Here is a 22,466-nt window from a genome sequence, read left to right on the forward strand (position 1 = left end):
CGCTTCAAGCGCCGCTCAAGAGGGCCCGCGCGGCGTCGCGCGCGGCATCCGTGATCGTGTCACCGGACACCATCCGCGCCACCTCGTCGATGCGGTCATCGTCCGAAAGTGGCACGACTCGGCTGAACGTGGTGCCTTTCTCGACCGATTTGGCGACGCGCCAATGATGCGCCCCCAACGCGGCCACTTGCGGGGAATGGGTCACGACCAGCACCTGCCCACCATCGGCTAGCGATGCCAGGCGCCGCCCCACCGCATCCGCCGTGGCACCGCCAACGCCGCGGTCAATCTCATCAAAGATCATCGTCAACCCGCTCGCATCGGCGGTCAGGCACACTTTCAAGGCCAACAGGAACCGACTCAACTCACCGCCCGAGGCGATGCGGTTCAACGGCCCCGCAGGCGCACCGAGATTGGTGGCAACCGTGAAGGTGACCGCGTCGATCCCGTCAGGCCCCGGCATCGCCTCTTCAAATCGGGTCTCGAAGACGGCGCGCTCCATCTTGAGCGGTGCAAGCTCCGCCGCCATGGCTTTGTCGAGCCGTTTGGCCGCCTTTTTGCGTTTTTCGGACAAGGCTTCCGCGGCACTGCGATAGGCCTCATCGGCGGCATTCAACGTCGCACGCAGATCCGAAATCTCTGCCTCGCCGCCATCAAGCGCCGCCAAACGTGTGCTGAGCGTCTCGGACAGACCCGCCAAATCATCGGCCAGAATGTTGTGTTTCCGCGCCAGGCCCCGCAGGGCAAACAGGCGCTCTTCAACCATCTCAAGCTCGGCGGGGTTGAATTCCAGGCGTTCGGCGAAACTGGCAACGCCCGCCTGCGCTTCGCCGAGTTCAACCAAGGCCCGCTCCAATGCGGCCAGCGGCAGTTCCAACCGCCCCTCTGCCTGATCCACCACACCGTCGAGCCAGCGCTGCGCATCGCCAAGTGCGCCTTCCGCGCCGTTCAGCCCCAGCGCCGCGATGGCTTGGGCCACGTCTTCGCGCATCTTCTCGGCGCCCTGCATCAGGCGGCGCTTGGCGTCCAGCTCAGCCTCTTCGCCCGGTTCAGGCGACAGCTTGTCCAGTTCGGCCACCGCATGCCGTAGGAAGTCTTCCTCATCCTTCATCTCAGCCAAACGCTGCTCAGCCGCGCGAAGCGCCTTGTCGCAGTCCGCGCGCTTACGCCAGGCCTTCGCAACCTTGGCGCGCGCCTCACCCAGCCCGCCGAACTCGTCCAACATGGCGCGGTGGTTTTTCGGGTCGAGCAACCCGCGATCATCTTGTTGGCCGTGCAACTCCACTAAGACATCCGACAAAGCGCGCAGGATCTCACCTGAGGCGCGGCGATCGTTGACCCAGGCGGTCTTGCGCCCCTCAGGTGTATTAATGCGGCGCAGGATCAACTCATCGCTGTCGGACCATCCCGCCTCCACCAACACCGCGCGAGCCGGGTGGCCCTCGGGTAGATCGAACTCAGCCACCACCTCGCCCTGGGCGGCACCGGATCGCACCAGATCGGCCCTACCCCGCCAGCCCAACACAAATCCCAGCGAATCCAGAAGGATCGATTTGCCCGCGCCCGTTTCACCGGTCAGCACATTCAGGCCCGGTTGGAACGATAATTCCAACCGGTCGATGATCAGCATGTCGCGGATATCGAGATGGCGCAGCATAGATGCGGTGTTCGCTTAACCCTGCCGGGCCGTCAAGGCCGGTGTTACAGCCAGTCGCCACGCACCGTTTGTTGCCAGACCTCGCGCAACCAATTCTCGCCCCGCGCCTCAAGCGACAGGCCCTGGCCGGTCAACTGCCGGAACGCATCGTCGTAGAAGGGTGAGCTTTGGAAGTTATAACCCAAGATCGCGCCCGCGGTTTGCGCCTCATCGGTCAGGCCAAGGGCCAGGTAGGCTTCAACCAGACGCAGCAGAGCCTCTGGCGTGTGGGTCGTAGTCTGGAATTCTTCGACAACAACACGGAACCGGTTAATGGCGGAGGTATAATGCTGCCTCCGCAGGTAATACCGACCCACTTCCATCTCTTTGCTGGCCAGATGGTCAAAGGCCAGGTCAAAGCGCAGGATCGCATCCTGGGTATATTCGCTGTCGGGATAGCGTTCGATCACCACGCGCAAGGCCTGTAGCGCCTGGAAGGTCACGCCTTGGTCGCGGCCCACCTGATCGATCTGGTCGTAGTAGCTCAGCGCCAGCAGATATTGCGCATAGGCGGCATCTTCGTTGCCGGGGTAGAAATCCAGATAGCGCTGCGCCGCGACCCGCGCAGATTCGTAATCATCGTCTTCGTGATAGGCGAAGGCCGCCATGATCAGGCCGCGCTCGGCCCAGGCGGAATAGGGATGCAGACGCTCGATCTCGATAAACAATTCCGCGGCGCGGTCGGCCCTGCCGCGTTCAAGCTGCGCCTCGGCCTGGCGGTAGATCGCCTCGGCCTCAAGCTGTTCGACCGGCACCGTATTGCCGCGGCTGGCCAGGAAACCACCGCCCCCGCCGCCCCCGAACAGACCCCCACCGCCGCCGCCTCCGCAACCGGCCAACACCAAGGTCAATGCCAACGCGGCACCGGAGATCTTAAAACGCGATGTGGTCATTCGAAATGGCCTCAAACCCAATACACACGCCCAAGCGGGGCCGCTCTCGCATGGGTCTAGCACATTCCTTTTGCGGGCAAAATCCCCGATACGCCCCGCGATGCAGGTGGTTAACCCAATCGTGTTGTCGGGGTGTTTCAGGCGACGTGGGCCAGATCTGCGGACTTCACGCCGACGCCCGGCAAGCGCGCGGCCTGGGCATCGGTGCAATCCACGCGACGCAGCGCGCCGGGGGTATCAAAGGCAGCGCGCAGCAATTGGTTGGTCAACATGTGACCCGCCCGCATACCGGTGTAACGCCCCAAGATCGGAGCACCGGCCAAGGCCAGATCGCCCAAAGCGTCCAGCATTTTATGGCGCACCGCTTCGTCGGCATGGCGGAAACCGCCGGGGCTGAGCACGTCAGAGCCGTCAACCACAACCGCGTTGTCATAGGTTCCGCCCAGGGCCAGGCCGGCCTCGTGCATCATCTCCACATCGGCGCGGCGACAGAAGGTGCGGCTGTCACACAATTCGCGCACGAACCGGCCATTGGCCAGATTGGCGACACGCCGCTGATGGCCGATCGCGGCGTCCTCGAAGTCGATGGTGAAATCCATCTCAAGTCCATCGGCGGGGCTTAGCATCGCAAAGGCATTGCCGTCCTCGACGCGGACCTCTTTCAAGACTTCCAATGCCTGGATCATCGCCGCCTGGCGTTGGATCCCGGCCTTCAGAAGGCCCCGGACAAACGGCGCTGCCGACCCGTCCAGGATCGGCAATTCCGGGCCATCGACCTGCACCAGCGCGTTATGGATTCCACACCCCGCCAGCGCCGCCATGATATGTTCGATGGTCGACACTTCGAAGCCGTGATCGCCGACCAGCTTGGTGCACAGCCGACTGTGAGGGACAAGATCGTGACGCGCGGCCACCGGCGCCACATTCTCCAGATCGCGACGCTGAAATCGGATCCCGCTATGGGCGGGTTGCGGAAGGACGCTCATCCGGACCAGCCGCCCGGTGTGAAGCCCAACGCCCGTAAACGTCGCTTCTGATTTAATCGTTGCCTGCATCACTCTGCCCGCTCTTAACTGTCCCACTTGCGCCGCGCCGACCCTCATTTCGGGGCCGATTATTCGGTGCCACGGTCCAATTTCACCCGTCATTTGGCGAAACCACATTCCGCGTAATATTGGGGGTAACCGGACCGAGCGAAAGACACAATTCAACCTTTATGACGCGCTGCAACAATGGCTCACGGCCTCGGCAAAATCTTGCCGAATCGCGACACAGCTAGGCTTAAATCGCTGACTTAAAAGCAAAAAAGACCAGCGCAAGGCTGGCCTTTTTGCATTGATCGTGAGTCGGTTAATTCGCCTGACGTCGCAAAAACGCCGGGATTTCGATCCGTTCCTGATCTGGATCGACCGCCGTTTCCTCCACCGGATGCCGCGGTGCGGCATGGCCCATCGGCGGCTGACGACGTTCAACAGGCGCGGCCTCCTCGGCACTGCCCGTCATCCGGTTGATCAGCGAGTTGATCCCGAAGCCCCGTTTCTGACCATGGGCATCCGCCGGTTGTTCCTGCGGCAGGTCACGCTGGATAGCGGCCCGCAAGCGCGCCAAGGCCTCGGGCGTCGGCGAACCCGGCGCTTTCGGTTTCGGTGCAACATATTCACCCTGGGGCTCGGTCGAGGCGACAACTTGCGGGCGCTGTGGGGGAACCGGTGCATGATGCACCGGCGCGGGTTCTGGTGCCGGGGCAGGCGCGACCGCAGCAGGCTGATAGGCGGGCGGCGGCACGTCGTCGACCTCGTCGATCAGCGGCTCAGGGGCGGCGGCCTCTTCGGCATGGAAGCCTTCGAAGAGCGACGGCTCTTCGGCCGCACTCTCGGTTGGTTGCTCCATCTCGGCGACAGGCGCCATGTCGGCCTCGTGCGCGACGGCACCCGAAACGGCCGCAGCGGCGGCGTGGATCTCACGCGATGGCATTGGCACAGTCTGCTCGACCGCATCGATCCCCGTGGCGACAACGCTGACCCGCATCTGGCCTTCCATGTTCGTATCGAGCGTCGAGCCGACGATGATGTTTGCATCCGGGTCCACTTCCTCGCGGATCCGGTTGGCCGCTTCGTCCAGCTCGAACAGGGTCAGATCGTAGCCGCCGGTCACGTTGATCAGCACGCCACGGGCGCCCTTCAGGCTGATTTCATCCAAAAGCGGGTTGGCAATCGCCTTCTCGGCGGCTTGCAGCGCGCGGCTTTCGCCATCGGCCTCGCCCGTTCCCATCATGGCTTTGCCCATCTCGTTCATCACCGCGCGGACGTCGGCGAAGTCGAGGTTGATCAGGCCGGGCCGCACCATCAGATCGGTCACACCCTTTACGCCCTGATACAGGACGTCATCGGCCATGGCGAAGGCTTCGGTGAACGTGGTTTTCTCATTCGCCAAGCGGAACAGGTTCTGGTTCGGGATGATGATCAGCGTGTCCACGACCTTTTGCAGGGCGTCGATGCCCTCATCGGCCTGGCGCATCCGCTTGCTGCCCTCGAACTGGAAGGGTTTGGTCACAACACCAACGGTCAGAACACCCAACTCGCGGGCGGCTTGTGCGATGATCGGCGCGGCGCCTGTTCCAGTGCCACCGCCCATCCCGGCGGTGATGAAGCACATATGCGCACCGGCCAGGTGATCCACGATATCTTCGATTGATTCTTCGGCGGCGCTGGCCCCCACGGCGGGCCGCGCGCCTGCGCCAAGCCCTTCGGTCACCCGGGCGCCCATCTGGATAATGGCCGAGGCGCGCGATTGCGCCAGCGCCTGAGCGTCGGTGTTGGCCACCACGAATTCGCAGCCATCCAGCTGCTGATCGATCATATTATTAACGGCATTGCCGCCTGCCCCGCCCACACCGAACACGGTGATGCGGGGTTTCAGCTCCGGCTGGGCCTCGGGCATAGTGAGATTCAGAGTCATCGATACTGTCCGCCTGTTCCTTGTCCTGGTGTCCAGTCTTTGCGCCGGATCGCCGTTTCTGCCTCGTTTATTGCCGAAAAGCCTACCGGTTTCCAAACGCGGCGTCACGTGGAAAATCCGCACAATGCGCGAAATATGGCCAGTTTGGGCCAAGTTTTTCGGTGATCTAGCGGTCACACCCCAGATAAAGGGGTCACCAATTGTCGCGGAACCATTTCACTGCGCGCCGGATCGAGCGTGCAGGCAGCCGGTCGGCGGGCAAATCGAAGTCCCACCATTCGTCCTGGGGGCTAGCCGCAAACAGCGCCAGGCCAACACAGGCCGAGAATTGCGCGCCATAAGCGGTCTGCGGCAGGCCCGCGACGCGCATGGGTCGCCCGAGACGCACCTGGTTGCCCAGAATGCGGCTCGCCAACCCGTCCAGCCCGGGGATCTGCGACCCGCCGCCTGTCAGCACAATCCGCTGCGAGGGTAGATGCTCGAACCCCGCCGCATCCAGACGCGCGCGCACCTCTTCCAGGATCTCTTCGACACGCGGGCGCATCACACCGATCAACTCGGCCCGGCTGACGGTGCGCCGGTCATGGTGCCAATCGCCAGTATCGGCCTCCAACTCGATGATCTCCCGGTCGTCGAGCCCCGTGGCCATCAGACCGCCGAACTTGGTCTTGATCCGCTCGGCCTTGTCCATCGGGATCTGCAGACCCTGACTGATATCTCGGGTGATATGAGCGCCGCCCATCCGCACCGTATCGGCAAAGATCATGTGCTTCTTCATGAAGATCGACAGCGACGTGGCGCCTGCCCCCATATCAATGCACGCCGCGCCCAGCTCTTGCTCATCCTCCACCAGCGACGACATCGCGGCCACATAGGGTGCGCTGGCCAATCCGGCAAGTTCCAGGTCGCAGCGTTTCACGCAATGCAGCAGCGTTTCAATCGCGCCGCCCTCGACGGTCAGCAGATGCATATCGACCGACAAGCGATTGCCCACATGGCCGCGCGGATCGCTGAGGCCCGTGCGGTGATCGAGCGAGAAATTCACCGGCTGCGCATGCAGCACTTCGCGCCCCATTCCGATATCGGGCATGTCGCAAACCGACAGGACCCGGCCGATATCGTGATCTTCCACGGCGCCGGTCTGGATCTCGACCTCACCGGTCAGGCCGTAGCTGCGCGGGCGCGCCCCGCTGAGCGACACGATCACATGGTCGACCCGGGCATTGGCCATCTTCTGAGCGGCCTGCACCGCGGTACGAATGGCGCGCTCGGTTTCGTGCACCGTGTCGATCTCGCCGAACTTCACCCCGCGCGACCGTGTCGTGGCCGCCCCGATTACCCGGAACGACGATTGCCCGGCCATCGCGCCAATCCCGTCATCGGCCAGATCGGGGTTTTCGATCCGCAGGACCAGGCAGCCCACCTTGAAGGTGCCGATATCCAGCACCGCGATCACACCCCGGCGCATGGCCTCTTGCCGCTTGGCGCGCATCGCGCGCTGGGTTTGGTATAGCATCGTCATCCGGCGTTCCCCTCCGCCCCGTTCAATGGTGCCCCGCTGCGCAGGCGCCACAGATCTTCCAAAGCCGTTTCCGTCAGGCGCACTGTCAGGCGCGCCGGATTGCGCGCATCCACGATGGTGACATCGCGCGCCAAAATCTCGCCCACATCATGCATCGCCAACACCCGGTCGAGCGCCCCGCGCGCACCGGTTTCCGGCAGCAGGATCCGCGTGCCATCCGTCAGAACCAGATCCCAGCGCCGTTCGCCCATCCGCACCAGGCCATGGACGCGCCCACCCAAAGGGGCGGCGGCGGCAAACAGCTCCAATGCCTCGGGCACCTGCCCATTGGCCCCCTGCCCCGCGATCATCGGCAAGGGTCCGTTCAGTTCCCGCGTGCCGTATCCGGCGATGAAATGCCCCTCGCGGTCCAGGATGCTCAGCCCCTCATGGGTGGTCCACAGCGTCGCGGGCACGCGTTCATCAATCTGCACCGCCAGATAGCCGCCCGATTGAATCCGCAGATCGGCGCTGCGCACGGGGGGCAAGGCCTCAACCCGGCCGCGCAATCGCTCCAGATCCAGATCGAACGACGAGATCGGCAGATCGAGCGCCAGCGCGGCCCGCACCTCTTCGGTGACCTGTGGGCTGGCCCCATCGATCCCCAGCACATTAACGCGGAATTCCGGGCGATCCTCGATCTCGCGCCGCACTTCCGAGGCCGCCGTGACGATCGCCTCAACCCGGCTCGCATCGCTCAGATACCAGGCCACGCCTCCGGCCACCGCCGCGATGGGCAGGCCGTAAGCCAGCGCTTTGCGAAAGATCGGCGTCAGCCAGAGCCGCGTCGCCCGGTAGCTGAGCCGCGACGGGGCGGGATCGGACAAAACAGGTCCGCGACGAGCCACTATCTGTCGCATGACGCATCCTCCACAAGCCAACGGCAGAGCTGACCGAACGACATGCCACAGGCCTCGGCCTGTTCCGGTGTCAGAGAGGTCGGCGTCATGCCCGGCTGGGTATTGGTTTCCAGAACGATCAGCCCGTCCAGACCGCGCGTGTCGTCCCAGCGGAAATCGGTACGGCTGACGCCCCGGCATCCCAATGCCGCATGGGCGCGCGTTGCCATGTCCATACAAGCCTCGAAAACCGGTTGCGGGATCTGCGCGGGCACCTCGTGGCGCGATCCGCCCGGCTTGTATTTCGCGTCGTAATCGTACCAGCCCTCGGTCAGGATCTCGGTCACCGTCAGCGCACCCCGGTCGCCCAGCACCGAGCAGGTCAGTTCCCGCCCCGGCACAAAAGTCTCAACCAGCACCTCTTCTGGCATGTCATCGGACAAGACAGGCGGGCCATTGGCGGCCTCGTGCACCAGGTAAACACCGACCGAAGAGCCCTCGTTATTGGGCTTCACCACATAGGGCGGCGCCATGACATGCTCGGACCGGGCGCGGTCGCGTTCCGTGATCAGGCTTTCGGCGACTGGCAGGCCGATGCTGCGGAACACCGTCTTGGCGCGGGTCTTGTCCATCGCCAGGGCCGAGGCCAGCACGCCGGAATGCGTATAGGGCACGCGGAGCCATTCCAGCAGGCCCTGCACGCAGCCATCCTCGCCCCACCGACCATGGAGCGCGTTGAACACCGCGTCGGGCTTTATGTCGGACAAACGCACAGACAGGTCGGGGCCCGCATCGACCTCGATCACGTCAAATCCCTCACCGCGCAACGCCTTGGCGCACTCTTCACCAGTGCTCAGCGACACCTCGCGCTCAGCCGAGGGGCCACCCATCAAAACGACAACACGGGATGGAAGGCTGCTCAACCCTGCCACCAATCTGTCCTCAAACTGTCCTGCAGATACGTGCCTGCCGGATCGGTTTCCCCCGCTGTTTATGCGGAGCCTTGCTTTTATGATGTGCCCGCAGGTTCCCCCACGCGCATAATTTCCCATTCTAAATCTATACCTTGGGTTTCGTACACCCTTTTTCTGACCTCTTCGCCCAAACCTTCCAATTCTGCGGCGGTTGCGCCACCGGTATTGACCAGAAAATTGGAATGCATGGGCGACATTTGCGCCCCGCCCCGCGTCGCACCGCGCATTCCGGCCTGATCGATGACCTTCCAGGCCTTCAGGTCGTGGGTGTCATCGGCGCGGCCCGTCGATGAAAACCCCGCCGGATTGCGGAACGTGCTGCCCGCGGTCAGGTCTTTCGTAGGTTGCGTCGCGTCGCGTTTGGCCAATTGATCTTCCATCTTCGCAGCCAGGGCCACCGGATCCCCCGCCCCGCCCCTCAGCGTGACCGAGGTGACGATTGCGCCCTCGGGCAGATCGGTTTGACGATAGGCAAAGGTGATGTCATCCGCGCCAAGCATCACCGGCGTGCCGTCGCGCAGCACAAGCTCCGCCGCGACGACATGATCGGCCACATAGCTGCCATAGCAGCCCGCATTCATCCGCAACGCCCCGCCAAGCGATCCGGGGATGGTGCGCAGAAAGGTCAGGTCAATGCCCGCCTCCGCCGCCGCTTTCGCCACCCGCGCATCCAAAGCCGCCGCACCTGCGGTGACCCTGTCACCGTCCACCGCGATATCCATGAACGGTCGACCCAGCTTGATCACCACACCGCGAATGCCGCCATCGCGCACGATCAGGTTCGATCCGACGCCCATGGGAAAGACCGGAATGGCCGGATCCAGGGCGGTCAGGAACTCCGCCAGATCCTGCGCATCGGCAGGTTGAAACAGCCACTCCGCCGGTCCACCCACACGCAGCCAGGTCAGATCCGACAAGGCCCGGCCCGCCATCAGGCGCCCGCGCGATTCAGGAAGCTCGGCCATTGCGTTCCTCACTCAAAACAGGGCGCAGATATGCCGCAGGGGTCCCCAGCCCAAGGCCCAGCAAGCCCGGCATCGCCATCAGAAAAATCGCAAAGGCAGTGCCGATCCCCGACCGGCCATCCGCCACCCCGCGATCAACAGGCATCAGCACCATCACGGGCGCGCCACTTGCGACCGCACGATCAATCCAATCGCGCCGGCCAACAACACAGCGGCGGCGAAGGGCATAATCGCAATGCCCGACCACAGCATCAAACCGGCACTGGCCGTGATTGCAATGACACCGGCACCTAAGATGAGCGCTGCAAGGCACACCAGGCCTAGCGTCCACACCGCCCAAACCGGTGCAAACCTCGCTGTCGCATACCCCGCCGCCAGCCCGGCCATAAGTGCAAAGCCGATGATCAGCGTCAGGCTGTCCATCAGGGCGCCTTGTCCTCCGGCGGCGCGGCGACGAAGCGGCGCAACCCTTGGCTTGCGCGGATCAGGGGCCAACGCAGGACCGAGGCACCGGCAACCAGAAAGATCAGTCCCACCAACGGGCCGGTCTGCATCGTCACCCAGCCCAGCAGCGGGATACCCGTCGCGATCAAGGTCCAGGCTGCGGGCCAGTGGTAGCGTTGCGGGGTCAAGCCCGCCAGACAGGCCAGCACCGCCCAAATGCAGCACATGATCAGAGATATCGGGATCATTCGACCCTCCCCGCAAGGCGGTTCCAGAAATAGCGCAGCGGGTTGCGATACATCGAGGCGATGGCAAACAGCGCAATCGCAACCCAAATCCAGCCATGGCTCAGGCCGACAAACACGGCCAAGGGCAGCGCCAGGATCAGCAAGGCAACACCCGGCACATATTGAAACCGCATCGGCAACATCGCCGTGATGGCCGAGGCAAGCACCCACAGACAGGCCAGTGTCAGGGCCAGGCTCATCCCCCCACAACTTTCTTGTCGAGGTCTTTCAGGCGGTCGATCAGGCCATTGGCCCAGGCGCTGATCGTGCCAGCGCCCAGGCAGACGACCATGTCACCAGGCCGGGCCTGTTCGCGCACCAGACGTTCCAGATCGTCCTCGTCCAGGATCGCGCGGGCATGGCGATGGCCATGGCGGATCATGCCCGCCACCAGATCATCGCGGCTGGCGCCTTCAATCGGGTCTTCCCCGGCGGCATAGACTTCGGCAATAGCAACCACGTCGGCCTCGTTGAAACAGGCGCAAAAATCGTCGAACAGCGCGTTGAGCCGCGAGTAACGATGCGGCTGATGAACCGCGATCACGCGCCCTTCTGTCGATTGACGGGCCGCTTTCAGAACCGCGGCGATTTCAACAGGGTGATGGCCGTAATCGTCGATAATCGTGATCCCACCAATATCGCCCACTTTGGTAAACCGACGGTTAACGCCCTTAAAGCTCGCTAACGCTTCGCGAATTTCGTCGGCTTTCATGCCCAAATGGCGGGCCACGGCCACCGCGGCCAAAGCATTCGAGATGTTGTGATCGCCCGGCATCGGCAGGCGGCAATGCTCGATCACCACGTCATCGCCCTGCAGCGCGATATCGAAATGCGCCACACCGCCCTGATAGGTCAGGTTCATCGCGCGCACATCGGCCTGGGCGTTGAAGCCGAAGGTCACCACGCGGCGATCGGTGATGCGCCCGACCAAAGCCTGCACTTCGGGATGATCGGTGCAACAGACCGCCAGCCCGTAGAACGGGATGTTCGAGACGAAATCGTGAAAGCCCTGGCGCAGGTTCTCGATCGTGCCCCAATGCTCCATATGCTCGGGGTCGATATTGGTGACGATGGCGATGGTCGCGGGCAAGCGGTTGAAGGTGCCGTCGCTCTCGTCGGCCTCCACCACCATCCAATCGCCCTGCCCCACACGGGCATTCGAGCCGTAGGCATGGATGATCCCGCCGTTGATCACCGTCGGATCAACGCCGCCATGGTCCAGAAGCGTCGCCACCATCGTCGTCGTCGTCGTCTTGCCGTGGGTCCCGCCCACCGCGATGTTCGAACGCAGGCGCATCAGCTCGGCCAGCATCTCGGCCCGGCGCACCACCGGCAGGCCACGTGCCCGCGCAGCATCCAATTCGGCGTTGCCCGGCTTGATCGCGCTGGAGATGACCACAACCTCGGCCTCACCCAGATTGTCCGCCGCCTGACCGATGGAGATTCGTGCGCCCAGATCCTTCAGCCGCTCGGTGATCTTCGAGGGGCGCAGATCGCTGCCCTGCACGTCGTAGCCGTGATTCAGCAACACTTCGGCAATGCCCGACATGCCGATCCCGCCGATCCCCACGAAGTGGATCGGTCCGAGTTGAGTTGGAAGTTTCGTGACGGCGGCTGCGTTCATGTTACCCCTCCTGTGCCCCGGGCTTTTGGGCAAGATTCTCGACGAGCGCAACCAGCCGTTGCGTCGCGTCAGGTACGGCAACCGACAAAGCCGCATTGGCCATCATCGTGGCGGCTTGGGGCTGCGACAGAATGGTTTGGATCGTCTCAGACAGACTTTCGGGCGTCAGACGGCTTTCGGGCATCAGAACCGCCGCCCCCGCATCGACGGGCGCGCGCGCATTGGCGCTTTGCTCGTCGCGCACGGCAATGGCCAGCGGCACATAGATCGCCGGACGCCCGACAATGCTGATATCGGCCACTGACGAGGCGCCCGAGCGGCAAATGATCAACTGCGCTTCGGCCAGACGGTTGGGCATATCGTTGAGGAAGGTCTCGATCTCGGCGCGGATGCCCATCTCATCATAGGCGGCGCGCACGCGGTCCACGTCTTCCTCGCGGGCCTGTTGGCTGATCCGCAAATGCTGCCGCGTCTCTTCCGGCAACAGCGCCACCGCCGCGGGCACCATATCCGACAGGATGCGCGCTCCCTGGGACCCGCCAAAGACCAGCAAGCTCATCGGCCAATCGCCCGGCGGCGTGTAGGGCGCGCCGCTGCGCTCCACGATGCCAGCGCGGACGGGATTGCCGGTATGGACGGCATCGACGCCCTCGGGCACCTCGGTCGGCCAGGTACCGCAGGCCACATGGGCCACGCGTTTTGCAAAGAGCGCATTGACCCGGCCCAGCACCCCGTTTTGTTCATGGAGCATCCGGGGGCGCCCGGTGATCACCGCTGCCGACAGGGCCGGGATCGTCGGATAACCGCCGAACCCCACCACCACATCGGGCTTTTCGCGCCACATCCGCAGCGAGGCCGTCACCACACCGCCAAAAATCCGAAACGGCACCACCAGCTTGGCCAAGATCCCGCCCCGCGTGAACGTAGCGCTCGACACTTGCCGGATTTCAACCGCGTGGGAATAGCCGCCCGTATACCGCGCACCGCGCGCATCGGTGCTGAGCGTCACGCGCCAGCCCTTGCGCAGCAGCGCATCCGACAGCGCCTGGGCGGGGAACATATGCCCGCCCGTGCCTCCGGCGGCGATGATGATATGGGGTTGGCCCGTCACCCTATCGCGTCCGCATCAGCAGATGATCGGCAATCGCGCCCTGGGGTCGGGTCCGTGTAAAGACCAACAACATGCCCACCAGGATCCCCGTCGCAATCAGGGACGATCCGCCATAGCTGACAAAGGGCAGCGTCATGCCCTTGGCGGGCAGCAAGCGCACCGCCACACCCATATTGATGAAGGCCTGTAGCGCCAGCAGGCTGACCAGCCCGGTGCCCGCCAGCCGCGCGAACGGGTCCCGCTCTTTCATCAGACGGTAATAGCTGCGCAGCGCAATCGTCATGTACAGCGCAATGATCAGGCCCACCAGGACCATACCATATTCCTCCGCCGCCACCGCGATGATGAAATCGGTATGCGCATCCGGCAAGGTCCATTTGACCGAGCCTTCGCCCAGCCCGGTGCCGAACAGTCCGCCTTCGCGGATCGCGTCGGTGGCAAAGCCCAGCTGTGAATTCGGCGCGACCTCGGTGCTCAGGAACCCGTCAATCCGGCGCGCGAAATGCTCGGAGGCATAATAGGCGAACACACCGCCCGCGATCACAAGCCCCGCAAATCCCATCAGGATCAGCATCGGCGCGCCCGCCACGAAGTAGATCACCGACCAGGCAAAGATGATCAGCGCCGCCTGTCCGAAATCGGGCTGCATTGCCAGAAACGCCACCAAGACCAGGGTCACGAACAAGGACACGCTTTTGCCCGGCGGGCCCGCCACCTCTTGGCTGGCGGCCATCATCCAGGCGGTGAAGACCACGAAGACCGGTTTCAGGAATTCCGAGGGCTGGAGCGACGCAAAGCCCAGCGAATACCACCGTGTCGCGCCCTGCCCGTAATCGGTGCCGAACATCGGCAGCAAAGCCACCGCCGCAACGGCCGCGAAAAAGCCCAGCACGCCCCAGCGGCGTACCGCGATTGGGTTCATCATCGACACCAGAACCATGACGCTCAGCGCGAGGCCCCCAAAGGCTGCCTGCCGGATCACATAATGGAAAGGTTCATGGCCGTTGCGGTCCGCCAGGGGCGGCGAGGCCGCAAAGCCCAAAAGGATACCAATCGCAAAGAGCGCAAAGATGCACCCCAACGTCACGCGGTCCACCGACCGCCACCACCGCGGAATCACCGCGTCGCCCGTATGGACGACAACTGTCCCGTGCGCCATTTCCGTCATGGAGCGCCTGCCTTGCTTGGACCCCGTTGACCGGGGCAAATACTGCTTATGTCCAGGTTTTCCTGGATCTATCCTGCCACAGTACCGCGATTTGCCGCCCCTGGCCAGAAAGAACTGCGCAGTTCTTGGCAACGGGCACACCCCATATGGGACGGCCCGGATCGGCGCCGCGCCTGGATATTTCACGGCACTAGGGATCCAGACGGTTGTTGCGCCTTGGATTTCCCATCACGGTGGCGCCATGTATCCCAGCGCCCTCAAGAATCCCGAAATCCGAAAGCTGCTCCTCGCGCAGCTGCCGGCTGACTTTTCCGATTGGCTCGATTTCGTGGCCATCGGCACCCTGTTGGCCTTCGTCTGGGACGCGCCCAGCATCGCCTATGCCCTTCTGGCGGTGGGCATGGGCGCCCCCTATCTGATTGTCGGGCCGGTTGCGGGCGCGCTTGTGGATCGCGTTCAGATCAAGACCGTTCTGATTTTCAGCAATTTGGGACGCGCCGCGGTGACCGGCGCCTTCTTCTTTGCGGGCGACTGGCCCGTCTTGATCCTCCTGGTCGCCTTGCGCAGTTCGGTCGACAGTTTCTTCACACCGGCCAAGCAAGCGGCCCTGCAAGCCCTGACCGATGAGGGCACTCGCGCATCGGCCAACGGGTTGAGCCACGGCATCAACCAGGCCTCCAAGATCGTGGCGCCGGGCTTGGGCGGAACATTCCTCATCTGGTTTGCGCCCATGGCAATCTTCCTCGTGAATGCGGTGATTTCGGCATCCGCCGCGCTCCTTGCGATGCGGCTTGCCCGGATCGAGCGGCTGAGGGAGACAACTGTAGACGAACCGGGCGGCCTGTTTGCCGGGATCGGCGGTGGGCTGGCCCTGGTTCGCTCGAATCTGGTCATACGGCGGGTCATCCTGATCATGGCGGCCACGTTTTTCGCCTTGTTCATCTACGACACCTTTATCGCGCCGCTGACGCAGCAACTGGGGTTCGAACAGCAGCATCTGGGATATGCATTGGCGGCAGTGGGGGCTGGCGGTGTCGTCGGCGCGGTGGTCTTTTCCATCTTGCCCGATTTGAAGCATCCGCAGCTTTGGATCGCCGGTGGGACCGCCTTGTCCGGCGTATTGGCCGTGGCGCTCGGCGTATTCGACCTGGTCGGGGCAGAGATGACGCTCGCCCTTCTCCTGGCGATTTTCGCAATCCTGGGCGTCACATTTGCCATGGCGGTGGTGCCTGTGCGGGTCATCCTGCAGGATACCGTGCCCGAGACGCGCATGGGCTCTGTCACGGCGCTCAGCGAGGCGGCGAATACCATCGCGTTGCTCTCGGCGCCGTTCGCCGGGGCCCTGCTTGTCAGCTTGATATCGGTCGGCGCGCCTTTTGTCGTTGGCGGTGGCGTCCTGCTTCTTGTGACCCTGATGGCCCTCCGGCTGAAGCTGGACTGACGTCTGTCTCAATCGTTGGATAACAAGGGGGCTACCTGCCCGGATCCCGCTGGTGGCCCAACCGGACGCGCCTCGTCGGTAAGCGGTTCAGACACCGCCATTCGCGGCAGACCGCGCGCCATCGGATCGGAAAGTCATCCTATCGGTTGCCACAACTCGATTTTGCGCTCGTCGGGGTCCATGATCCAGGCAAAGCGCCCGTATTCATGGCTTTCGGCGGGCTGCACCTCGTCAACCCCCTCGTCCTTGCAGCGCGTGAGAACGGCATCGAGATCATCGACCATCAGATTGATCATGAAGGGCAGATCCGAGGGTTTGAAGTAATCTGCTTTGGCGTCGAACGGCGCAAAGATCGTCATCGCCCCTTTGCCGCAGGTCTCGGCGCTGGTCTCATGGCTGAACATGAAGCCACCGAAATCCGTCGCCTCCAGGCCCAGCACCCGCACATACCAATCCTTCGTCGCACCCGGATCCGCGCAGGCGAAAAACACGCCGCCAACCCCAATCACCTTGCCCATCGCGCCGCCCTCCAAGCTGAACGGCACAACCTTAACACGAATAGGCCCCGCCGTCAGATCGGGGGCCAGGCGACCGGATCACACGTCGTGATTGACCCTACCGGTCCGTCAACCATCCAGCCTACGCATCCAAGGCGCCGAACTGCAAAGCGCAGCCGGGATCGTCCATTACCCATCGATGTAGTCGCGGATCTATCGACGGGGTTGGCCACGGGCGAACCCGCAGCGCTCGGATCCCCAGTAAGACCATGTCCACGGATCGGGCCGGAAGGGTCCTGCAAAACGACCGGTGGCATGTGTCCAGCCGCCGCAGACAGGGGCGCGTGCGCAGAGTTTCGGCCCGCGGGCCGCTCATCTCAGCTTGTCCACTTGCGCGATGAAATCCGCCCCCCGCGTCTCGAAGCTGTCATATTGATCGAAGCTTGCCGCCGCCGGGGCCAGCAACACCGTCTCTCCCGGCTCGGCCTCCGCCGCCGCGCGCGCTACGGCGGTCGCCATATCGCCGCAGACCTCGGATTGCAGATCACCCAGCTTCATCGCAAAGGCTTCTGCCTCCCGCCCGATCACATAGGCCTTCACGACCGTCCCCGCCGCCTCCCACAACCCGTCCAGGCCGCCTTCCTTCTCCAACCCGCCACAGATCCAGCGGATCCGTTTGAACGCGCCCAACGCCTTGGCCGCCGCATCGACATTCGTGGCCTTGCTGTCATTCACGAAGGCCACACCGCCGATCTCCGCCACCCGTTGCGAGCGATGGGGCAGCCCCTCGAACGTGCCAAACGCCGCCTCGATCACCCGCGGCGCCAGGCCCAAGGCCCGGCACACGCCATAGGCGCAGGCCGCGTTCTGATGATTATGGGCGCCTGGCAAGCCCGGCACATCCCGCAGATCGATCGAGGCCACCTGCCGCCCCTTGCGCATCTCGCTCAACCAGCCCTTGCGCGTCGAAAGCTCCCAACCCGGCGCATCGCCGACCTTGCCCGCGCGCACCCGGATCACCCGATTGTCCGCCGCACCTTCGGCCAATTGCCCGGCCAGATAGGCGCCCTCGGGCTCATCCACACCGATCACCGCGCGCTCGGGCCCACCTTCCGCAAACAGCCGCCGCTTCGCCGCGAAATATCCCCCCATCCCGCCATGGCGGTTCAGATGATCGGGCGACAGATTGGTGAAGACGGCGATATCCGGCGTCAGCGCGCGCGCCAGGTCGGTCTGATAAGAGCTCAACTCCAACACCACCACCTCGCCATCCACAGGCGGCTCGATATCCAATACGCCCCGCCCGATATTGCCGGCCAGCTGAACCGGAACCCCGGCCTCCTCCAGAATATGCGCGATCAGGGCCGAGGTCGTGGATTTCCCATTCGATCCCGTCACCGCCACCACCCGCGGCGGCGTGTCATGCAAGGCCCAATCGCCCTGCCCCAACGACCGAAAGAACAAGCCCACATCGTTATCGACCGGCACACCCGCCGCATAGGCCGCCGCCAACACCCGATGCGGCGCCGGATACAAATGTGCGATCCCGGGCGAGGTCACGACACAGGCCAGCCGCGCCATGACATCCCCGCGCAGCGGATCTTCCACGACAAACCCGGCCTCCACCGCGCGGCTGCGCGCCGCCTCGCCATCATCCCAGCAGATCACATCCGCGCCGCCCTCGCGCAGGGCGAGCGCCGCCGCCAGACCGGACCGCCCCAGACCCAGAACCAGCACCGATTGCCCCTCAAATCCGACCACCGGGATCATCGCGCCCACCCCTTCTTCCATTGGCCCAAAATACCCACAGCCACGGCTCCAACAAGCCGACCCTCCCCATGGCGCCCCACCCAGGGCCACCGGGCGCCCATCATACCAAACGAATGACGCCGCAGGCGTCGCAATTGGATCAGACTCCGGACACTCACCGCAATTTCAGCGTGGCCAACCCAATCAGCGCCAAGATCAACGAGATGATCCAGAACCGGATCACGACCTGCGGCTCTGCCCAGCCCTTCTTCTCGTAATGGTGATGGATCGGCGCCATCAGGAACACCCGCTTGCCGGTGGCTTTGAAGTAAGCGACCTGCACAATCACGCTGACGGCCTCGGCCACAAACACACCGCCCACAATCGCCAGGACGATCTCGTGCTTGGTGGCTACGGCGATCGCGCCCAGGGCACCGCCCAGGGCCAGGGATCCGGTATCGCCCATGAACACCGCCGCAGGCGGCGCGTTGTACCACAGGAATCCAAGCCCCCCGCCGATCAGCCCGGCGGTGAAGATCAACAATTCCCCGGTGCCCGGCACGTAATGCACGTCCAGATATTCGGTGAAGTCCACCCGCCCGACCGCATACGCGATGACACCCAACGTTCCGGCGGCGATCATCACCGGCATGATCGCCAGCCCGTCCAACCCATCCGTCAGGTTCACCGCGTTGGCCGAGCCCACGATCACGATCATGGCGAAGGGAATAAAGACCCAGCCCATATTCAGAAGCACATCCTTGAACACCGGAAACGCCAATTGCCCCGCCAATTCGACAGGATGCAGATAGGTCGCGAGCATCCCCGCTGCGAAGGCGATCACAAAGCCCACCGCCAGGCGCACACGGCCGGACACGCCCGCCGTGGAATTGCGGCTGACCTTGGCCCAATCATCGGCGAAGCCCACCAACCCGAAGGCCACGGTCACGCCGAGAACCATCCAGACATAGGGGTTGTCGAGCCGCGCCCATAGTAGCGTTGACAGGGTCAGCGCGGCCAAGATCAGCAAGCCGCCCATGGTCGGAGTACCCGCCTTGTTTTCGATATGATGGGCCGGGCCGTCTTCGCGGATTGGCTGTCCGTTCTTGTACTTTTTGCGCAGTGCATTGATCAGGGGACGCCCAAACACGAATCCGAAAACCAGCGCGGTAAAGAACGCCCCCCCGGCGCGGAAGGTTATGTATCGGAACAGATTGAAAAAATCTCCGCCATCCGACAGAGCACTTAGCCAAAACAACATATAGCGGTCACCTCGCCCTCAATCCTCAACGCCTTGCCCCAGTTTCCGCAAGGCGTCAACCACCACGGAGACCCGGCTACCCTTGGAGCCTTTGACAAGCACGACATCGCCCGGACGCAGTTCGCGCGGCAGTGCGCGGGCCATCGCAGGCGCGGTTTCAGTGTGGCGCCCGCGTTTCGCAGCGGGCAACGCGTTATAGAGATTCTCCATCAGCGGGCCGCTCGTATGGACGATATCAACGGCCTCCATCGACGCAAGATCGGCGATTTCGGCATGGATCGCCTCAGCCTCGGCGCCCAATTCCAGCATGTCGCCCAAGACCGCAATCCGGCGCCCGCCCCGGATCGGCGTGGCGGCGGCCAGCACCTCCAGGCCCGCCGCCAAAGAGGTCGGGTTGGCATTAAAGGCATCATCGATCAGTTCGATGGTCAGATCGTCGGTCCGGCTCAGCGATATGCTCTGGCGCACCCCGCGGCCCTTCACCGGCGTCCAGTGGGACATCATGATCGCCGCCTGGGTCGGGTCCGCACCCGCCGCCGCAACCGCACAGAGAACTGCAACCGCATTGATCGCATAATGGCGCCCGGCCACTGACAGCTTGGCCAGCCGACCCCCTTCCTCGGTGGCGATCCGCATCACCGTGGCATCATCGCTCAGGATCACATCCGCAAGCCGTAAATCCGCGCCCTCCGCCTCACCGAAGGTTACGATTTCGGCGGCATGGGCGCGCGCGGCCTCAAGCAAGATCGGTGCGGTATCGACATCCAACGGCACAATCGCGATGCCGCCTCGCTCAAGCCCTTCAAATATCGATGCTTTTTCGCGCGCAATCCCCTCAAGCGAACCGAAGGCCTCGAAATGGGCGGGCGCGATTGTGGTGATCAGCGCCACATGGGGCCGGGCCATGCGCGTCAGCGGCGCGATCTCCCCGGGGGCCGACATGCCGATCTCGATCACGGCAAAATCCGTATCCGACGGCATCCGCGCCAGGGTCAGGGGCACACCCCAATGATTGTTGTAGGAATCCACCGCCACGTGAATGCGCCCCTGACGATCCAGCGCGGCGCGCAGCATATCCTTGGCCGTGGTTTTCCCAACCGATCCGGTGATGGCGATCACCTTGGCCGCGCACCGCGCGCGGGCCGCCGCGCCCAAGCGCCCAAGAGCGGGCAGCACATCATCGACCAGCAGACAGGCGGCGGGATCAACGCCGTCAGGCACGCGGGACACCATCGCCGCAGCCGCGCCTTTCTCAAGCGCCTGGGCCACGAAATCGTGCCCGTCGCGCATATCCGCGAGCGCCACGAACAGATCACCGGGCTGGAGACTGCGTGTGTCGATGGATACCCCATCGGCCACCCAATCCGAGCCCACTTTGCCGCCCGTCGCAGCGGCCGCATCGGCAGAGGTCCAGAGGCTCATGGGATCGGACCTACTATCAATATGTCTGATAGTCGAAATGGATCATCAATTTTTCTGATAGTCGCAGATCGGATCATATCGCGCCCTCCAACGCCGCCACCGCGACCGAGGCCTGTTCGACATCGTCGAATGGATAAACAACATCGCCGACTTGCTGGCCGGTCTCGTGCCCCTTGCCCGCGATCAACAGCGCGTCGCCCGGCTCCAGCATATCGACGCCGCGCAGGATCGCCTCGGCCCGGTCGCCGACTTCGGTCGCTTCGGGGCAGCCCGACATCACCGCCAGGCGGATCGTCGCGGGATCTTCCGAGCGTGGATTGTCATCGGTAACGATGGCGATATCGGCGTTCTCGGCGGCGGCTTTGCCCATCATCGGGCGCTTACCCGCGTCCCGGTCTCCGCCCGCGCCAAAGACCACAATCAAGCGGCCCATCACATGGGGCCGCAGTGCCTTGAGCGCGACCTCAAGACTGTCGGGCGTGTGCGAGTAATCCACATAGATCGGCGCGCCGTGGTTGCGGGTGGCGGCCAATTGCATCCGCCCGCGCACGCCGCGCATCTGCGGCAAAACCTCGAACACGCGGCCCGGATCCTCGCCCGCGGCGATGACCAGACCCGCCGCAGTCAGCACATTCATCGCCTGAAACGCACCGATCAGATCCAGCCGCACCTGATGGCCCGCCCCCTGCCAGCGAAACAGCACATCCTGACCCGTCTCATCGATGCGCCGTCCGGTGATCTTGAGCGCGGCATCGGCATATTGCGCCACGCCGATCACCTCGACCCCGCGATCGGCGCAGATCTCTGCCACCCGGACGCCGTAATCGTCATCGAGGTTCACCACCGCCACGCCATCATCGGGCAGAAGCTCGGTGAACAGGCGCAGCTTGGCGGCAAAATACGCCTCCATCGTACCGTGATAATCCAGATGATCCTGGGTCAGGTTGGTAAACGCCGCAGCCGCAAGGCGCACGCCATGCATACGGCTTTGATCGAGCCCGTGGCTGGACGCCTCCATCGCGGCATGGGTCACATTGGCCTCTGCCATCTCAGCCAACACGTGGTGCAGCGTCACCGCTTCGGGTGTGGTGTGCAGGTTTGGCGCGGCAAAGGCGCCCTCGACACCGGTGGTGCCGATATTGACGGCCTCGCGGCCCAACGCCTCCCAAATCTGGCGGGTGAAGCTGGCGACCGAGGTTTTGCCGTTGGTGCCCGTCACCGCCACCATCGTCTCGGGCTGCGCGCCGAAAAACAGCGCTGCGGTGCGGGCCAGGGTTTCGGCGACATTCTCGACCACCACAAGCGCGGCGTCGGATTCGGCCAGCTCTTCGGCAGCGATCTCGGCTCCCTTGCGATCGGTCAGCACCGCGGCGGCGCCCATGCGCAGGGCATATTGAATGAATTCGCCGCCATGGACCCGCGTGCCGGGCAAGGCCGCAAAGAGCGTGCCGGGCATGACCTTGCGGCTGTCCAGCGCCAGATCGGTGATCAGCAGATCGCGGCCCGTTTGCGGGGTCAGGCCCAGGTCTGACAATCGTCTCTCGCCCATGGCCATCTCCCCTTATCGCGGTGCGCG

At 63.9% G+C, this 22,466-nt stretch carries 21 protein-coding genes; 1 reads left to right on the plus strand and 20 read right to left on the minus strand.

From position 1 onward, the window contains the following. Positions 1 to 4: 4 nt before the first annotated feature. The 15 genes from recN to V8J82_RS18830 form a co-directional block, all read right to left on the minus strand. Positions 5 to 1,657: a DNA repair protein RecN gene (gene recN / locus V8J82_RS18760; RefSeq protein WP_339977518.1), complete on the minus strand. Its 1,653-nt coding sequence runs from the start codon at positions 1,655 to 1,657 to the stop codon at positions 5 to 7. Positions 1,658 to 1,701: 44 nt separating this feature from the next. Then, positions 1,702 to 2,589 carry an outer membrane protein assembly factor BamD gene (locus V8J82_RS18765; RefSeq protein ID WP_339977520.1) on the minus strand — a complete coding sequence of 296 codons (888 nt, stop codon included), beginning with the start codon at positions 2,587 to 2,589 and terminating at the stop codon, positions 1,702 to 1,704. A 137-nt stretch (positions 2,590 to 2,726) separates the two neighbouring features. Beyond that, a complete protein-coding gene (gene lpxC, locus V8J82_RS18770; RefSeq protein ID WP_339977522.1) occupies positions 2,727 to 3,644 on the minus strand; it encodes a UDP-3-O-acyl-N-acetylglucosamine deacetylase in 918 nt (305 codons plus the stop codon). A 295-nt stretch (positions 3,645 to 3,939) separates the two neighbouring features. Next, positions 3,940 to 5,547, minus strand: coding sequence for a cell division protein FtsZ (gene ftsZ, locus V8J82_RS18775; RefSeq protein ID WP_339977524.1), 1,608 nt, complete (start codon positions 5,545 to 5,547; stop codon positions 3,940 to 3,942). A gap of 193 nt (positions 5,548 to 5,740) precedes the next feature. Further along, positions 5,741 to 7,069 (minus strand): cell division protein FtsA, encoded by a 1,329-nt coding sequence (gene ftsA, locus V8J82_RS18780; RefSeq protein WP_339977526.1) that lies wholly within the window; start codon positions 7,067 to 7,069, stop codon positions 5,741 to 5,743. Continuing rightward, positions 7,066 to 7,968: a cell division protein FtsQ/DivIB gene (locus V8J82_RS18785; RefSeq protein ID WP_339977529.1), complete on the minus strand. Its 903-nt coding sequence runs from the start codon at positions 7,966 to 7,968 to the stop codon at positions 7,066 to 7,068. The genes ftsA and V8J82_RS18785 overlap by 4 nt, the downstream gene beginning before the upstream one ends. After that, entirely contained in the window at positions 7,956 to 8,879 is a 924-nt protein-coding gene (locus V8J82_RS18790) for a D-alanine--D-alanine ligase (protein ID WP_339977531.1), read from the minus strand. Before V8J82_RS18790 ends, V8J82_RS18785 begins: the two co-directional genes overlap by 13 nt. A 77-nt stretch (positions 8,880 to 8,956) precedes the next feature. Continuing rightward, positions 8,957 to 9,886: a UDP-N-acetylmuramate dehydrogenase gene (gene murB, locus V8J82_RS18795; RefSeq protein WP_339977533.1), complete on the minus strand. Its 930-nt coding sequence runs from the start codon at positions 9,884 to 9,886 to the stop codon at positions 8,957 to 8,959. Continuing rightward, positions 9,870 to 10,037, minus strand: a complete 168-nt coding sequence (locus V8J82_RS18800) for a hypothetical protein (protein WP_339977535.1) — start codon at positions 10,035 to 10,037, stop codon at positions 9,870 to 9,872. The genes murB and V8J82_RS18800 overlap by 17 nt, the downstream gene beginning before the upstream one ends. 2 nt (positions 10,038 to 10,039) lie before the next feature. Then, entirely contained in the window at positions 10,040 to 10,309 is a 270-nt protein-coding gene (locus V8J82_RS18805; RefSeq protein ID WP_339977537.1) for a hypothetical protein, read from the minus strand. Next, on the minus strand, positions 10,309 to 10,578 hold the full coding sequence (locus V8J82_RS18810; RefSeq protein WP_339977539.1) for a DUF2484 family protein: 270 nt from the start codon (positions 10,576 to 10,578) through the stop codon (positions 10,309 to 10,311). The genes V8J82_RS18805 and V8J82_RS18810 overlap by 1 nt, the downstream gene beginning before the upstream one ends. Continuing rightward, a complete protein-coding gene (locus V8J82_RS18815; protein ID WP_339977541.1) occupies positions 10,575 to 10,817 on the minus strand; it encodes a DUF2484 family protein in 243 nt (80 codons plus the stop codon). Before V8J82_RS18815 ends, V8J82_RS18810 begins: the two co-directional genes overlap by 4 nt. Further along, positions 10,814 to 12,241 (minus strand): UDP-N-acetylmuramate--L-alanine ligase, encoded by a 1,428-nt coding sequence (murC, locus tag V8J82_RS18820; RefSeq protein ID WP_339977543.1) that lies wholly within the window; start codon positions 12,239 to 12,241, stop codon positions 10,814 to 10,816. The genes V8J82_RS18815 and murC overlap by 4 nt, the downstream gene beginning before the upstream one ends. A gap of 1 nt (position 12,242) precedes the next feature. Next, positions 12,243 to 13,352 carry a UDP-N-acetylglucosamine--N-acetylmuramyl-(pentapeptide) pyrophosphoryl-undecaprenol N-acetylglucosamine transferase gene (locus V8J82_RS18825; protein ID WP_339977545.1) on the minus strand — a complete coding sequence of 370 codons (1,110 nt, stop codon included), beginning with the start codon at positions 13,350 to 13,352 and terminating at the stop codon, positions 12,243 to 12,245. A 1-nt stretch (position 13,353) separates the two neighbouring features. Then, entirely contained in the window at positions 13,354 to 14,520 is a 1,167-nt protein-coding gene (locus V8J82_RS18830) for a peptidoglycan glycosyltransferase FtsW (RefSeq protein WP_339977547.1), read from the minus strand. 241 nt (positions 14,521 to 14,761) lie between these two features. Between V8J82_RS18830 and V8J82_RS18835 the strand changes: the two genes are divergently transcribed. Continuing rightward, complete coding sequence (locus V8J82_RS18835; RefSeq protein ID WP_339977549.1) at positions 14,762 to 15,961, plus strand: MFS transporter; 1,200 nt, start codon at positions 14,762 to 14,764, stop codon at positions 15,959 to 15,961. 134 nt (positions 15,962 to 16,095) lie between these two features. On the opposite strand, the gene V8J82_RS18840 is transcribed toward V8J82_RS18835, so the two are convergent. The 5 genes from V8J82_RS18840 to V8J82_RS18860 all read right to left on the minus strand — a co-directional run bounded on the left by V8J82_RS18840 (position 16,096) and on the right by V8J82_RS18860 (position 22,439). Further along, complete coding sequence (locus V8J82_RS18840) at positions 16,096 to 16,506, minus strand: VOC family protein (protein ID WP_339977551.1); 411 nt, start codon at positions 16,504 to 16,506, stop codon at positions 16,096 to 16,098. A gap of 324 nt (positions 16,507 to 16,830) precedes the next feature. Next, positions 16,831 to 18,228 carry a UDP-N-acetylmuramoyl-L-alanine--D-glutamate ligase gene (murD, locus tag V8J82_RS18845; RefSeq protein ID WP_339977932.1) on the minus strand — a complete coding sequence of 466 codons (1,398 nt, stop codon included), beginning with the start codon at positions 18,226 to 18,228 and terminating at the stop codon, positions 16,831 to 16,833. 154 nt (positions 18,229 to 18,382) lie between these two features. Next, the gene (gene mraY / locus V8J82_RS18850; protein WP_339977553.1) at positions 18,383 to 19,468 is read right to left on the minus strand and encodes a phospho-N-acetylmuramoyl-pentapeptide-transferase; all 1,086 of its coding nucleotides are present in this window, start codon (positions 19,466 to 19,468) and stop codon (positions 18,383 to 18,385) included. 18 nt (positions 19,469 to 19,486) lie between these two features. After that, entirely contained in the window at positions 19,487 to 20,890 is a 1,404-nt protein-coding gene (locus V8J82_RS18855) for a UDP-N-acetylmuramoyl-tripeptide--D-alanyl-D-alanine ligase (protein ID WP_339977555.1), read from the minus strand. 73 nt (positions 20,891 to 20,963) lie between these two features. Next, on the minus strand, positions 20,964 to 22,439 hold the full coding sequence (locus V8J82_RS18860; RefSeq protein ID WP_339977557.1) for a UDP-N-acetylmuramoyl-L-alanyl-D-glutamate--2,6-diaminopimelate ligase: 1,476 nt from the start codon (positions 22,437 to 22,439) through the stop codon (positions 20,964 to 20,966). Positions 22,440 to 22,466 lie beyond the last annotated feature (27 nt).

The organism is Gymnodinialimonas mytili, assembly GCF_037544085.1.
GTDB lineage: Bacteria > Pseudomonadota > Alphaproteobacteria > Rhodobacterales > Rhodobacteraceae > Gymnodinialimonas > Gymnodinialimonas mytili.

What these genes read in the sequence shown, in the direction of transcription:
- recN (WP_339977518.1), bottom strand. Translation starts at nt 1,657, where the DNA reads ATGCTGCGCCATCTCGATATCCGCGACATGCTGATCATCGACCGGTTG.
- V8J82_RS18765 (WP_339977520.1), bottom strand. Translation starts at nt 2,589, where the DNA reads ATGACCACATCGCGTTTTAAGATCTCCGGTGCCGCGTTGGCATTGACC.
- lpxC (WP_339977522.1), bottom strand. Translation starts at nt 3,644, where the DNA reads ATGCAGGCAACGATTAAATCAGAAGCGACGTTTACGGGCGTTGGGCTT.
- ftsZ (WP_339977524.1), bottom strand. Translation starts at nt 5,547, where the DNA reads ATGACTCTGAATCTCACTATGCCCGAGGCCCAGCCGGAGCTGAAACCC.
- ftsA (WP_339977526.1), bottom strand. Translation starts at nt 7,069, where the DNA reads ATGACGATGCTATACCAAACCCAGCGCGCGATGCGCGCCAAGCGGCAA.
- V8J82_RS18785 (WP_339977529.1), bottom strand. Translation starts at nt 7,968, where the DNA reads ATGCGACAGATAGTGGCTCGTCGCGGACCTGTTTTGTCCGATCCCGCC.
- murB (WP_339977533.1), bottom strand. Translation starts at nt 9,886, where the DNA reads ATGGCCGAGCTTCCTGAATCGCGCGGGCGCCTGATGGCGGGCCGGGCC.
- V8J82_RS18805 (WP_339977537.1), bottom strand. Translation starts at nt 10,309, where the DNA reads ATGGACAGCCTGACGCTGATCATCGGCTTTGCACTTATGGCCGGGCTG.
- V8J82_RS18810 (WP_339977539.1), bottom strand. Translation starts at nt 10,578, where the DNA reads ATGATCCCGATATCTCTGATCATGTGCTGCATTTGGGCGGTGCTGGCC.
- V8J82_RS18815 (WP_339977541.1), bottom strand. Translation starts at nt 10,817, where the DNA reads ATGAGCCTGGCCCTGACACTGGCCTGTCTGTGGGTGCTTGCCTCGGCC.
- murC (WP_339977543.1), bottom strand. Translation starts at nt 12,241, where the DNA reads ATGAACGCAGCCGCCGTCACGAAACTTCCAACTCAACTCGGACCGATC.
- V8J82_RS18830 (WP_339977547.1), bottom strand. Translation starts at nt 14,520, where the DNA reads ATGACGGAAATGGCGCACGGGACAGTTGTCGTCCATACGGGCGACGCG.
- V8J82_RS18835 (WP_339977549.1), top strand. Translation starts at nt 14,762, where the DNA reads ATGTATCCCAGCGCCCTCAAGAATCCCGAAATCCGAAAGCTGCTCCTC.
- murD (WP_339977932.1), bottom strand. Translation starts at nt 18,228, where the DNA reads ATGATCCCGGTGGTCGGATTTGAGGGGCAATCGGTGCTGGTTCTGGGT.
- mraY (WP_339977553.1), bottom strand. Translation starts at nt 19,468, where the DNA reads ATGTTGTTTTGGCTAAGTGCTCTGTCGGATGGCGGAGATTTTTTCAAT.
- V8J82_RS18855 (WP_339977555.1), bottom strand. Translation starts at nt 20,890, where the DNA reads ATGAGCCTCTGGACCTCTGCCGATGCGGCCGCTGCGACGGGCGGCAAA.
- V8J82_RS18860 (WP_339977557.1), bottom strand. Translation starts at nt 22,439, where the DNA reads ATGGGCGAGAGACGATTGTCAGACCTGGGCCTGACCCCGCAAACGGGC.